This window comes from Phocaeicola coprocola (assembly GCF_041333015.1).
Lineage (GTDB): Bacteria > Bacteroidota > Bacteroidia > Bacteroidales > Bacteroidaceae > Phocaeicola > Phocaeicola coprocola.
The window spans coordinates 1,896,407-1,909,411 of record NZ_JBGKGM010000001.1 but is presented as its reverse complement, the minus strand read 5'-3'; the positions used below and the strand labels follow the sequence as shown (position 1 = coordinate 1,909,411).

Genomic DNA, 13,005 nt, shown 5'->3' with positions numbered 1-13,005 from the left:
ACCCCTAATAAAAAAACTCCTTTTACACCCGCCCAGAGCAGTGTATAAAAGGAGTTTTTTATTAGAATACAAGAGTCTTATCCCAAGAAAGAAATCAGCACACCGGCAGCAACAGCCGAACCGATAACACCTGAAATATTACTTGCCATACAATACTGAAGCACATGATTCTTCGGGTCGTATTTCAAAGCAATTTCATTGGCTACACGGCTTGCCATAGGCACAGCACTCAGTCCAGTAGCTCCAATCAGCGGATTAATCTTCTTCTTAGTGAAGAGATTGAAAACCTTCACAAACAAAATACCACCTGAAATAGACAATGCAAAGGCAAGGAAACCACCAATTACAATGCCGATAGTAGTCCAATTCAGGAAAGCATCTGTTGTCATAGTTGCTCCTACTGAAATACCCAGGAAGATAGTTGCTGCATTCATAATACTATTGGAAGCTGCATCAAACAAGCGTGAAGTATTGCTACCGATTTCCTTTACCAGGTTACCGAACATCAACATACCGATCAAAGGTACTGCACTCGGAACAAACAAAGCTACAATGGTTGTAACTACGATAGGGAACAATATCTTCAGCACACGCAGGTTCTTGATTTCTGTCTTCGAAGGATATTTCTTCTCCTGTTCTTTCATATTGATAGAAAGTTCCTTCTTAGTACACCAGATACGAACAACCAGCGGAATGATAACCGGAACCAAAGCCATGTACGAATAAGCCGCAATAGCAATAGGACCTAACAAATGAGGAGCCAGCTTGATTGTTGTAAAGATAGCTGTCGGACCATCTGCACCACCAATAATACCCAGTGAAGCAGCTTCCTTAGGAGTAAATCCCATCAGGATAGCTACCAGCAGTACAGCAAAGATACCCAACTGAGCAGCCGCTCCAAAAATAGAAAGACGAAGATTACGAAGCATCGGTCCAAAATCGGTCAATGCACCTACTCCCATAAAGATGATAGGAGGAAGGAATCCTGTCTTGATCAACATATAATAAATGAAGTTCATCAAGCCCAGCTCATGAGCAATTTCATGCAGAGGCATTTCCCAGACGTTCTTCATCACACCATTCACCATCACCATGCCATTCTCATCAGCCTGTATAACTCCCATATCGCCACCCGGGAAATTGGCTAGCAATACCCCGAAAGCTATCGGCACAAGCAGCAAAGGTTCATACTGCTTTTTGATACCCAGATAAAGGAGAATAAAAGCAATGGCATACATGATGAGAAACCGCGGATCAGCAACAATATTGCTGAACGCAGTCATATCATATAATCTTGCAAATATATCTTCCATTATAATATCTTCATTAATACATCATCTTCTGATACGGAATCACCCGAATTAGCACAAATGGCAGTTACGGTTCCGCTAAACTCGGCACGTATCGCATTGTAAGTCTTCATGGCTTCCACGTAGCATATTACGTCGCCCTGGTTCACCTTATCTCCTACCTTCAGCGGAGTTTCCTGAGCATTCTTGGTCAGGAAGAACTTACCTTCAAGCGGTGAAAGCACTTCTTTACCTTCGCCAGCAGGAACTGCCGCAGGCTGTTCTGCAGGAGCAGCTGCCTGAGCACCATGCAAAGTTGCAGGATTAACATCACCAAAGGCTACTGTCACACGATATGGCTGACCGTTGACATCAACAGTCAATATCTTAGTCTGATCGTTGGCCATGTGTACTTCTTCCTTCGCTTCACGGCGTTTCTTCACATCTTCCAAGAAATCAGCTTTAGCCTTTCCACTCTTGTAGGCCTCATACTGAGCCGGATGCATAGCATATTCGAAGAGTTCTTCATCGTCCTGACCGGTTTCCCATTTCTTTTCCCACATCATCTGACGATATTTATCCAGCTGGTCAGGATAATTATCCTGAGGATTACCTGTAAAGAATTTACGTCCTTCACGTTCAGCCTTTTCCACAATTTCCGGAGCCAGCTTGCCGGGCAACTGTCCTGCCTTACCCAAAATCATATCCCAGATATCATCGGCAATCATACCCCAGCGTTCCTTACCTTTTTCCATCTGGATAACATTCATCATAGCCAGATTCTTTACATATTGGCTAAACGGAGTAACCAGACAAGGATAACCTACACGTGGCCATACATATGCCACTTCATCAAACAGCTTAATAAGCAGTTCATCCTGAGTCATAAACGGCAAATTACGTTTTGCCTTATATTTATTGATAGACTCCAGATTGGTTTCCAAATCGGCCATCAAGCTACCCATCATACCACCCGGAAGTCCCGGACCGATCAGTAATGAGTTCATCAGACGGTTACGCGGACTGATATACAAGCCCAGGAAATCATCCATAAATTCCTGAATCAGCGAACGTACTTTCATGTAGGCCTGCATATTGATTTCAGGAACCTTAAAGCCGGCATCTTTCAACATTGCCTGCACACTGATTACATCGGCATGTCCTGTACCCCATGAAAGAGGTTCCATACCAACATCTACATAGTCACATCCGGCCTTACATACCTCGAGAATAGAAGCCATGTTAAAACCAGGTCCGGCATGAGAGTGATACTGGATAGTAATATCTTTCTTTATCTGCTTGATGCCAGCAACGATCTTACCTAAGAAAACCGGACGTCCGATACCTGCCATATCCTTGATACAGATTTCATCACATCCGGCTTCAATCAGTTTCTTTGCCATATCCAGATAATATTCTACGGTATGCACCGGTGAATATGTGATACACAGACAGCACTGAGAAATCATTCCAGCATCGTGAGCATAACCGATTGAAGGGATAATATTGCGAACATCATTCAGTCCGCAGAAGGTACGTGTAATATCTGTTCCCTGAGCTTTTTTTACCTTATAAAACAATTTGCGTACGTCGGCAGGAACCGGACTCATGCGCAAGCCATTCAAGGCACGGTCTAACATATGTGTCTGAATACCTGCTTCGTGAAACGGTTTTGTCCATTCACGTACAGCTTTATTCGGGTTTTCTCCAAAAAGCAAATTAACTTGTTCAAAACCTCCCCCATTTGTTTCAACACGAGCAAAACACCCCATTTCGATAATGGCTGGGGCCACCTTAACCAACTGGTCTACGCGAGGCACATATTTTCCTGCGCTCTGCCACATATCACGAAAGACCAGACTAAATTTTACTTCTTTTTCCATTGTAAAAGTAATGTGTTTTTCTTTAACAGATTCATTTCAATTTTTCAATCTTTATCACCTGACCCTTACCGGCAGTCAGAATTTCCACAGCGGCCTTAATAGCATCCATTGCCCCGGCATCTGTAGAAGGCCCACTTGTAACAGGCTTCTTCTTCGGCTCTTCTTCAGGGGCTATCTTATTCACCACAGAAATAAGGAACTGACTTATCCAGATAACAATCAGAAGAATCAAGAAAACGGTGCACATTCCGACCACCATTAACAATAATCCGACTCCGATGTTCTCCATAATATAAATAAGTTATTAATTGTACAAAAAAACACTCTCCAGAAAACCAGTTTCTAAAGAGTGTCCCAAAATTACGGATTCAGATTACATTTCGTAAATATCCGCTATTAAATAATGTAAATTTATCAGAATAAAATATCCTGTAAAGGCTTGCGGTTCTTCTCCGGAACCTCCTGCGAGGCAGGATATCCTACCGGAACAAGGGCTACCGGCTCTATGTTTGCAGGCAATCCCAATATCTCCTTACAGAGAGGTACATCAAAATTGCATACCCAGCATGTTCCCAATCCTTGTTCGGCTGCAGCCAGACACAAATGTTCTACTGCAATAGAAACATCCACATCGGTATGATCTTTGTTGTCCAACTTACGATGCCATGCTACATTATGATCGCCACAGGCCACAATGATACAAGGAGCTGTCTTTATCCATTCACGGGGATAGGCAGATTTCAAGGCTTCCAGCAGTTTTTTCTCGGTTATCACAGCAAATTTCCAAGGCTGGAAATTTACAGCCGACGGTGCAAGACGCACACACTCCATTATATAGTCCAGCTTGTTTTGTTCTATCGGACGTTCCTCATAATTCCTTACTGAATAACGTGCTTTTACAAGTTCCAGAAAATTCATTTTATCAAACAGTTAAAGATTTCATATCACAAAAATAACGAAAGTTATTTCCACAAAAAAGTATCCGTCTGGATTTTTATATATTCGGCATATCCGCACAGAAAAGTCGAATGCATACTAAATGCTGACAGAAAATTCGATTCCTACGATATTGGCAGACCGTTTCGGTTCATACTGACGGCAATAGAAAACATTACATGAGCACTGACTTGACAGTTTTACATTTACTCCTGGACGATAACGCATACGCGCTATACTGAAAAATACGTCCTCTCCTACCGGCTGGTAAAGCTCTACAGAAAAATAGGGTTGTACTTTCCAGGATACAGGTGCGTAATCGATCTTTATCCGCGAGCGGAGCCTGCTTTCTACATCTCCTTCGAAAAAGGTCTGCTGAAAAAATTCCCGTAAAGACAATTTAAAATCATGACATTTCAGATATCCCTGCGCTCCGGCAAGATAACGATGTCTGAACTTCCACCCTTCACTACCTCTATTCCGGTAATGTACTTCATACAGTCCTTCCAATTTTAAGAAAGACAATATATTGTAACCAGTCCCCAAATTCAGACTTACACGATCGGCTTCCTTCAGATGGTTTTTCGAACGAAACTCTGCCGCCCCCGACAGATTCCAGCGGCTCGTCACTTTATAATTTAATTTGACTCCTGTCCATGTGGCAAATTCATCCGACTGTGCACAGGCTGTATGTACGGCCATAAAAGTAAGACACACCATACAGACTAAACGGATAAGAAGCTTTATTATGTTTTTCATGCCACAAACAATTATCAGCGTTAACCAGAAAGAATACAAAGATAACAAATCAGCTTTTAGTATCCGAAGAATAGTCCTCAAAAAAACATCAGCAAGTTTAGCTGAAAAATTGCTCAATTTTAAAAAAAACATCAGCAAGTTTTCGCAAACATTTCATGATGTTTTTTCATTCGCTCCCCAAAAATCTAAATGAACTTTATTCATTCATTTATTGTATCTTTGCAAAGCATAAAAACAAGACATACAGATTATGAAAAAACTAGCAATATTCGATCTTGACGGAACATTGATTGATACAATTGCCGACCTGGCAGGAGCAACCAATTACGCATTGCAGGAATGTGGATTTCCTACACACGAAACAGATGCCTACCGCTATTTTGTAGGAAACGGAATAAACAAACTTTTTGAACGTGCCTTACCTGAAAATGAACGCAGTGAAGCGAATATTCTGAAAATACGTTCTCTGTTTATACCTTATTATAATATACACAATGCAGACCTTAGCCAACCCTATCCGGGTATAACCGATGTACTGGATACACTGCAACGCAAAGGTATGATGCTGGCAGTAGCCTCTAATAAATATCAGGAAGCTACCTCCAAACTGATCAAACAATATTTCCCGCAAATAACATTCGCACAAGTATTCGGACAGAGAGAAGGAGTACCAGCCAAACCCGATCCCAGTGTCATTTTTGAAATTATTGAGAAAACGGGAGTAAAAAAAGAAGAGGTCGTTTATCTCGGAGATTCATGCGTAGACATGCAGACCGGAATAAATGCAGAAGTAACCACCATAGGAGTAAGCTGGGGATTCCGTCCACGCACGGAACTGGAAGCATACCATCCTGATTTTATAGCCGACCGGACTGAAGATATACTACAATATCTGGCAGAATAAAAAATGCCACAGGCTGCAATAATCATACAGCCTGTGGCAAAACAAAAAACTGTTATCAAATAGAAAGTTCGTCTAGCACTTCAATCAGCGACTTATCCAAAGGTTTGTCTTTCTTGATAGCCTCAGTGAAAGGAACATACACAATTTTATCATTGCGGATACCTATCATAACATTACGCTGGTCTTCTTTCAATGCCTCGATAGCTCCTACTCCCAGACGGCTAGCCAAAATACGGTCGTAAGCACTAGGAGAACCACCTCGCTGCAAATGCCCTAAGATTGTTACACGTACATCGTACTGCGGATATTCATTTTTCACACGCTCTGCATAGTACATTGCACCTCCGTTTTTCGGAGCTTCCGACACGATGACTATACTGCTGTTCTTCGACTTACGGAAGCCACGACCGATAAATTTCTCCAGCTGGTCTACGTCAGTCTGGTCTTCAGGAATAATGGCTGCTTCTGCTCCAGAAGCAATCGCACTGTTTTGTGCCAGAAAACCGGCATCACGTCCCATCACTTCAACGAAGAAAATACGATCGTGTGAAGTTGCTGTATCACGAATCTTATCCACACAGTCTACAATTGTGTTCAAGGCTGTATCATATCCGATAGTAGAGTCCGTTCCATACAAATCATTATCAATAGTTCCCGGCAAACCGATGCAAGGAACATCAAACTCATTGGCAAATATCTGCGCTCCGCTTAATGAACCGTTTCCGCCGATTACAACCAATGCATCAATACCAGCAGCTACCATATTATCGTATGCCACCTTACGGCCTTCGGGAGTCATAAAGTCTTTCGAACGTGCAGTCTTCAAGATTGTTCCCCCACGCTGGATAATGCTGCTGACATCCTGAGTCGTAAGTTCCTTAATCTCATTACGGATCAAACCTTCATACCCTCTGTAAATACCTTTCACAGTATAACCGTTACAAATGGCACTGCGAGTCACAGCACGAATCGCTGCATTCATTCCTGATGCATCACCACCTGATGTCAGGATACCAATACACTTAATTTGTTTCATAATAACTCGTTTGTTGAATTTTCCAATTCCTAAATATTCTAAAAACAGTCCCCAAAAGTAGAACATTTCTACAAAACAAAGTAATCCGTATGTATAAATAACTATAAAAAGACAGTTTTCACGTCCGATAGAACATAGTATAATCTATGTTACTTATTTTTTCAAATACCGTACATATCCTCAATATTTACCTGACACGCTGGTACATAATGTTATCAATAGAACAATATTTGCAACATAGCTGTCAATCTCCAACAACATAAATCCATATTTTTGCAACAAACATTAATTCAAATCAACAATGAAAAAACACATCCGTCTACTCACATTAGCAGCCATAAGTCTGGCAGGATTTACTTATGGCAACCAGCTTCAGGCTTCATCACCCGATAATGCCATTTTCAGTCATTTCACCTATACCGGACAGGACAAAGTTTATAACGATAACAAGCTTTCAGCAAATGAATTTTATAGTCCCATATTACAAGGATGCTATCCAGATCCTAGCATTTGCCGAAAAGGAAATGATTATTATCTGGCATGCTCTTCATTTGCCGTCTATCCGGGAGTACCTATATTCCATTCTACTGATCTGGTAAACTGGAAACCGATAGGTCACGTCCTCGAACGTCCTTCACAACTAAAACTACAAAACTGCAAGATCAGTGAAGGTATTTATGCCCCCACTATCCGATATAATCCATACAACGATACTTTCTATATGATTACGACCCATATCGGAGGAGGATTGGGGAATATCATTGTGAAAACATTCGATCCGGCAAAAGGCTGGAGCGATCCTATCAAGCTAACCTACATTATTCATAGTGGATTCATTTCAGGTTATCAAAACAGATATGGGGACAATCTGAAGCCTCCAACTAATGTCTATCATCGAATGACCGCTTGATGTAGAGTTATAATCCTGTCCGAAGCCTTGATTTCGGCATGCTCAGGTCTGATTATCACGTCCATTTTTATGGAGCGGATATGACTTATAAGTCCGATTACAGAATCGGACTCAGGTTGATTTCAGATTATTCCACTTGTCAGGCAGAGAGTCTCGTCAAGGCTTGCGACAAAGCTTCAAGGTGTCGATGGTGTGGGGAAAAGCTGAACCTTATAAAAGTCTTTTTTTCGACTATGAAGACGGCACTCAGCATAATCCGCTTCATGAAGCTGTCCATCGTGAAGGCGCCGACCTCTGTATTGGAGAAAGCCTTCGACCTGAGACGGTATGCGGTCACATATGCCGCGCCATATAGAAACAGCCGGAACATATTGGCTCTGAAAGAACTGCACGACATCCTGTCGGCTCGAAAATACTTCAGGTCTTTTATCCATAGCTCCATTGTGCCGCGCTTACAGTAACGTCGATATACTGTCTCGGGCTTGTTGTTACGGTTGCTTGTGACTATGAAGCGGACGTTTACACCCTTGTCGGAGACTTCGATTTTTGCAATCACCCTCTGTCTGTATTTCCATGATTTGGCTTTGTACTCAAAGCTGTAGTAACGGCGTACATCCTCATGGTGAAGTTCGAAATCCCCCTTGGCACGGCGCAATTGCTTGTCGATTTTCTTCATAAGCGCAGGATTGCCCGACAGCCCTGTGATAAATCTCACATAAAGATGTGTCTTGACCCAGTCCATAAACTCATGGCTGCAGAAATGACTGTCCCCGCGGAGTTCTATTATTGTGTGAGGCCATTCCTTATGGATGTATTCAATGACTCTGCGCAGTATACCGAAGATGTTCAGCGACTTGTTGCGTCGTCCCGGTCTCAGTAGAGGAAGTATCAGCTTGCCGTTCATACCGTCGAAAATAACCATCGGCATGTAGCAGTATTCGTCATAGTAATCATTGAACAGCGACAGCTGCTGCGCCCCGTATGTGTTGGCATTTGTATCGTCAACGTCAAGAATAATCTTACGCGGAGCTTTGTCGAAGGATGAGATGTAGTCCTTGACAAACAGTTCTGCTATTTTCCATAAGGTCCTTTTGTCAATATGATTCTCAAGCCGTGTCATCGTCGGTTGTGAGCACAGGCCGGGATCCGATGCCTTGCGGCCCACGCTCATCTTAAGGGCACTGTCGTGGCGCAGGCGGTCGCAGTCGTTGGCATCCTCGTAGCCGCACATTATCTGTCCGACACGCTGGCAGACCATCTCTTCGTAGGAATGCTGTACGAAAAGTTGATTTCGATAATCCGGAATTAGGCGCGCTATCTTTCGCGCTATGCTGTCTTTCATTAGACCGACAAGCACCAGTCCTCCATTGGACGAGATGTCCGGGGCATTGAAATCGACCTGAATTTTCCTGTCAGGAAGCACGTCTTGAAAAGAAAAAAGATTTTTCTCTTGACTGACTCCGTTATTTGTTGTATCTTTGCACATGAGAACGCCGGTATTAAGTTTATTTTTAACACCTTAAAGTTAATGCTTTTCTTGCAAATATACAAGAAGGGCGTTCTCTTTTTTGTGGAGACTATGAATTATTCAGGTTAGCACTTAACCTGCCATTTTGCCAATGCGATGTTATGTGAAGGAATTTTTAGTATCTTTGTATTCAAATAATTCACATTTTATGTATTTCTCCACGATTTGAATTCAAGTATTCACCTGTAAGAAGTTACTAATGACAAAAAAGAAATTGCCCGTTCGTTTTACGGGTCAGCACTTTACTATTGATAAAGTGCTAATAAAAGATGCAATAAGACAAGCAAATATAAGTAATCAGGATACGGTTTTAGATATTGGGGCAGGCAAGGGGTTTCTTACTGTTCATTTATTAAAAATCGCCAACAATGTTGTTGCTATTGAAAACGACACAGCTTTGGTTGAACATTTACGAAAATTATTTTCTGATGCCCGAAATGTTCAAGTTGTCGGTTGTGATTTTAGGAATTTTGCAGTTCCGAAATTTCCTTTCAAAGTGGTGTCAAATATTCCTTATGGCATTACTTCCGATATTTTCAAAATCCTGATGTTTGAGAGTCTTGGAAATTTTCTGGGAGGTTCCATTGTCCTTCAGTTAGAACCTACACAAAAGTTATTTTCGAGGAAGCTTTACAATCCATATACCGTTTTCTATCATACTTTTTTTGATTTGAAACTTGTCTATGAGGTAGGTCCTGAAAGTTTCTTTCCACCGCCAACTGTCAAATCAGCCCTGTTAAACATTAAAAGAAAACAGTTATTTTTTGATTTTAAGTTTAAAGCCAAATACTTAGCATTTATTTCCTGTCTGTTAGAGAAACCTGATTTATCTGTAAAAACAGCTTTAAAGTCGATTTTCAGGAAAAGTCAGGTCAGGTCAATTTCGGAAAAATTCGGTTTAAACCTTAATGCTCAAATTGTTTGTTTGTCTCCAAGTCAATGGGTAAACTGTTTTTTGGAAATGCTGGAAGTTGTCCCTGAAAAATTTCATCCTTCGTAGTTCAAAGTCGGGTGGTTGTCAAGATGATTTTTCTGGTTTGGTGTCGTCTTTTAAGCTGCCGCATAACGAAAAATGGTAGCCGTAGTTGCCGGATTTACAGCACTTTCGTATCAATTTAGCACTTCGGTTCGTTAAAAGCACCAAAGTATCAAGTTGGCACGAAAGCCGGCAATTATCGGCTACCATATGTTAGTGGCATTTATCATTTCATTATATTCATTTGCTTTAACGCATTTTTTGTTACATTAATTCTCGATGAAATAAAATCATCAACATTCAATCCGTCTGTCGGAATTACATTTGTTGCAAAAAAATAAACATTAGATTTTGTTTCAACATAACCAACAAACCAACCATTATATTTTTCTTCTATCGAACTTAATCCAGTCTTACCGCTTAAAATGTAATTTTCAGTTCGCTCAATTTCCATAATATTTTTGACAATCTTTATTGTCCTATCAGAAATTGGAAATTTTGAAAAATAGAATTTCCTTAAAAAGTCGATTTGTTGTTTTTGAGATATTTTTGAATTTCCTTCAAGCCAAAAATTGTCAATCGTTAAACTGTCAAAAATCATATTTTTATACTCAAATTTTTCTAAATATTCTTTCATTTTAATTGTTCCGATTTTCCTTGCAATTTCCTGATAGCAAGGAACACAGGAAATTCTAAAAGCATCTTTAAATGATAAATCTTTTTCCCAAATATCCATTTTTCTCTGCTCGCCATTCCATTTTAAAATAGTTGTATCATTTTCAATAATGCCTAATTCAACAGCAATTATAGAATTTGGAATTTTGAATGTTGATGCAGGTAATTTTCCGTTTTTAGCCCAATCAAAGTCATTTGAGTAAAAAGTATTCTTGTCGTTATCATAAATTAGAATTGAACCATTTACTTGAAAACTATCTAAAATTTTGTCAAAATCAGAAATTTCTGTTTCAATTATGTTTTTATTCGTTGTTGTGTTACAGCAAACAAATAAAAATATCATTGAAATAAAAACTACAAATAAAATATTTTTCATTTATTGTCTAATTATCGTTTGTTTTTGTTGCCACTAACGGGAAACGCATTGGCGAAGTGGCGGATAAATTGGACAAAAAGTTCAATTTAGCAGTGACGTAGCCGATGTGTTTCCACAGAAGCTAAATTATTAACCTGAATAATTCATAGTCTCCACAAAAAAGAGAACGCCCTTCTTGTATATTTGCAAGAAAAGCATTAACTTTAAGGTGTTAAAAATAAACTTAATACCGGCGTTCTCATGTGCAAAGATACAACAAATAACGGAGTCAGTCAAGAGAAAAATCTTTTTTCTTTTCAAGACGTGCTTCCTGACAGGAAAATTCAGGTCGATTTCAATGCCCCGGACATCTCGTCCAATGGAGGACTGGTGCTTGTCGGTCTAATGAAAGACAGCATAGCGCGAAAGATAGCGCGCCTAATTCCGGATTATCGAAATCAACTTTTCGTACAGCATTCCTACGAAGAGATGGTCTGCCAGCGTGTCGGACAGATAATGTGCGGCTACGAGGATGCCAACGACTGCGACCGCCTGCGCCACGACAGTGCCCTTAAGATGAGCGTGGGCCGCAAGGCATCGGATCCCGGCCTGTGCTCACAACCGACGATGACACGGCTTGAGAATCATATTGACAAAAGGACCTTATGGAAAATAGCAGAACTGTTTGTCAAGGACTACATCTCATCCTTCGACAAAGCTCCGCGTAAGATTATTCTTGACGTTGACGATACAAATGCCAACACATACGGGGCGCAGCAGCTGTCGCTGTTCAATGATTACTATGACGAATACTGCTACATGCCGATGGTTATTTTCGACGGTATGAACGGCAAGCTGATACTTCCTCTACTGAGACCGGGACGACGCAACAAGTCGCTGAACATCTTCGGTATACTGCGCAGAGTCATTGAATACATCCATAAGGAATGGCCTCACACAATAATAGAACTCCGCGGGGACAGTCATTTCTGCAGCCATGAGTTTATGGACTGGGTCAAGACACATCTTTATGTGAGATTTATCACAGGGCTGTCGGGCAATCCTGCGCTTATGAAGAAAATCGACAAGCAATTGCGCCGTGCCAAGGGGGATTTCGAACTTCACCATGAGGATGTACGCCGTTACTACAGCTTTGAGTACAAAGCCAAATCATGGAAATACAGACAGAGGGTGATTGCAAAAATCGAAGTCTCCGACAAGGGTGTAAACGTCCGCTTCATAGTCACAAGCAACCGTAACAACAAGCCCGAGACAGTATATCGACGTTACTGTAAGCGCGGCACAATGGAGCTATGGATAAAAGACCTGAAGTATTTTCGAGCCGACAGGATGTCGTGCAGTTCTTTCAGAGCCAATATGTTCCGGCTGTTTCTATATGGCGCGGCATATGTGACCGCATACCGTCTCAGGTCGAAGGCTTTCTCCAATACAGAGGTCGGCGCCTTCACGATGGACAGCTTCATGAAGCGGATTATGCTGAGTGCCGTCTTCATAGTCGAAAAAAAGACTTTTATAAGGTTCAGCTTTTCCCCACACCATCGACACCTTGAAGCTTTGTCGCAAGCCTTGACGAGACTCTCTGCCTGACAAGTGGAATAATCTGAAATCAACCTGAGTCCGATTCTGTAATCGGACTTATAAGTCATATCCGCTCCATAAAAATGGACGTGATAATCAGACCTGAGCATGCCGAAATCAAGGCTTCGGACAGGATTATAACTCTACATCAAGCG

Annotated in this window: 11 protein-coding genes and 1 pseudogene; 4 read left to right on the top strand and 8 right to left on the bottom strand. The window is 41.2% G+C overall.

The features are described from left to right. Window positions 1-77: 77 nt before the first annotated feature. The 5 genes from ACDG22_RS07855 to ACDG22_RS07835 all read right to left on the bottom strand — a co-directional run bounded on the left by ACDG22_RS07855 (window position 78) and on the right by ACDG22_RS07835 (window position 4,867). Window positions 78-1,313, bottom strand: a complete 1,236-nt coding sequence (locus ACDG22_RS07855; RefSeq protein ID WP_007569107.1) for a sodium ion-translocating decarboxylase subunit beta — start codon at window positions 1,311-1,313, stop codon at window positions 78-80. Beyond that, window positions 1,313-3,172, bottom strand: coding sequence for a biotin/lipoyl-containing protein (locus ACDG22_RS07850; RefSeq protein ID WP_118484330.1), 1,860 nt, complete (start codon window positions 3,170-3,172; stop codon window positions 1,313-1,315). The genes ACDG22_RS07855 and ACDG22_RS07850 overlap by 1 nt, the downstream gene beginning before the upstream one ends. A gap of 31 nt (window positions 3,173-3,203) precedes the next feature. After that, window positions 3,204-3,461 carry an OadG family protein gene (locus ACDG22_RS07845; RefSeq protein ID WP_007569111.1) on the bottom strand — a complete coding sequence of 86 codons (258 nt, stop codon included), beginning with the start codon at window positions 3,459-3,461 and terminating at the stop codon, window positions 3,204-3,206. A gap of 125 nt (window positions 3,462-3,586) precedes the next feature. Beyond that, window positions 3,587-4,090: a nitroreductase family protein gene (locus tag ACDG22_RS07840; RefSeq protein ID WP_007569113.1), complete on the bottom strand. Its 504-nt coding sequence runs from the start codon at window positions 4,088-4,090 to the stop codon at window positions 3,587-3,589. A gap of 117 nt (window positions 4,091-4,207) precedes the next feature. Next, window positions 4,208-4,867 carry a DUF2490 domain-containing protein gene (locus ACDG22_RS07835; protein ID WP_270230518.1) on the bottom strand — a complete coding sequence of 220 codons (660 nt, stop codon included), beginning with the start codon at window positions 4,865-4,867 and terminating at the stop codon, window positions 4,208-4,210. Window positions 4,868-5,117: 250 nt separating this feature from the next. Here ACDG22_RS07835 and ACDG22_RS07830 point away from each other — a divergent pair, with 250 nt between their 5' ends. Beyond that, window positions 5,118-5,771 (top strand): HAD family hydrolase, encoded by a 654-nt coding sequence (locus tag ACDG22_RS07830; RefSeq protein WP_007569119.1) that lies wholly within the window; start codon window positions 5,118-5,120, stop codon window positions 5,769-5,771. Between the two features lie 55 nt (window positions 5,772-5,826). Here the strand turns inward: ACDG22_RS07830 and pfkA are convergent, their stop codons facing one another. After that, window positions 5,827-6,807, bottom strand: a complete 981-nt coding sequence (gene pfkA / locus ACDG22_RS07825; RefSeq protein WP_040312041.1) for a 6-phosphofructokinase — start codon at window positions 6,805-6,807, stop codon at window positions 5,827-5,829. A gap of 301 nt (window positions 6,808-7,108) precedes the next feature. Between pfkA and ACDG22_RS07820 the strand changes: the two are divergent. After that, window positions 7,109-7,624, top strand: a pseudogene (locus ACDG22_RS07820) (family 43 glycosylhydrolase); the annotation flags it as partial. A 232-nt stretch (window positions 7,625-7,856) separates the two neighbouring features. On the opposite strand, the gene ACDG22_RS07815 reads toward ACDG22_RS07820, so the two are convergent. Continuing rightward, complete coding sequence (locus tag ACDG22_RS07815) at window positions 7,857-9,203, bottom strand: IS1380-like element IS616 family transposase (RefSeq protein WP_004295325.1); 1,347 nt, start codon at window positions 9,201-9,203, stop codon at window positions 7,857-7,859. A 241-nt stretch (window positions 9,204-9,444) separates the two neighbouring features. Between ACDG22_RS07815 and erm(F) the strand changes: the two genes are divergently transcribed. Beyond that, the gene (gene erm(F) / locus ACDG22_RS07810) at window positions 9,445-10,245 is read left to right on the top strand and encodes a 23S rRNA (adenine(2058)-N(6))-methyltransferase Erm(F) (protein ID WP_004295323.1); all 801 of its coding nucleotides are present in this window, start codon (window positions 9,445-9,447) and stop codon (window positions 10,243-10,245) included. A gap of 202 nt (window positions 10,246-10,447) precedes the next feature. On the opposite strand, the gene ACDG22_RS07805 is transcribed toward erm(F), so the two are convergent. Next, a complete protein-coding gene (locus ACDG22_RS07805; protein WP_004295324.1) occupies window positions 10,448-11,272 on the bottom strand; it encodes a class D beta-lactamase OXA-347 in 825 nt (274 codons plus the stop codon). Between the two features lie 240 nt (window positions 11,273-11,512). On the opposite strand from ACDG22_RS07805, the gene ACDG22_RS07800 reads away from it, so the two are divergent. After that, entirely contained in the window at window positions 11,513-12,859 is a 1,347-nt protein-coding gene (locus ACDG22_RS07800; protein WP_004295325.1) for an IS1380-like element IS616 family transposase, read from the top strand. The last annotated feature ends 146 nt before the right edge of the window (window positions 12,860-13,005 follow it).

What these genes read in the sequence shown, in the direction of transcription:
- pfkA (WP_040312041.1), bottom strand. Translation starts at nt 6,807, where the DNA reads ATGAAACAAATTAAGTGTATTGGTATCCTGACATCAGGTGGTGATGCA.
- ACDG22_RS07805 (WP_004295324.1), bottom strand. Translation starts at nt 11,272, where the DNA reads ATGAAAAATATTTTATTTGTAGTTTTTATTTCAATGATATTTTTATTT.
- ACDG22_RS07830 (WP_007569119.1), top strand. Translation starts at nt 5,118, where the DNA reads ATGAAAAAACTAGCAATATTCGATCTTGACGGAACATTGATTGATACA.
- ACDG22_RS07855 (WP_007569107.1), bottom strand. Translation starts at nt 1,313, where the DNA reads ATGGAAGATATATTTGCAAGATTATATGATATGACTGCGTTCAGCAAT.
- ACDG22_RS07835 (WP_270230518.1), bottom strand. Translation starts at nt 4,867, where the DNA reads ATGAAAAACATAATAAAGCTTCTTATCCGTTTAGTCTGTATGGTGTGT.
- ACDG22_RS07815 (WP_004295325.1), bottom strand. Translation starts at nt 9,203, where the DNA reads ATGTGCAAAGATACAACAAATAACGGAGTCAGTCAAGAGAAAAATCTT.
- ACDG22_RS07800 (WP_004295325.1), top strand. Translation starts at nt 11,513, where the DNA reads ATGTGCAAAGATACAACAAATAACGGAGTCAGTCAAGAGAAAAATCTT.
- ACDG22_RS07840 (WP_007569113.1), bottom strand. Translation starts at nt 4,090, where the DNA reads ATGAATTTTCTGGAACTTGTAAAAGCACGTTATTCAGTAAGGAATTAT.
- ACDG22_RS07845 (WP_007569111.1), bottom strand. Translation starts at nt 3,461, where the DNA reads ATGGAGAACATCGGAGTCGGATTATTGTTAATGGTGGTCGGAATGTGC.
- ACDG22_RS07850 (WP_118484330.1), bottom strand. Translation starts at nt 3,172, where the DNA reads ATGGAAAAAGAAGTAAAATTTAGTCTGGTCTTTCGTGATATGTGGCAG.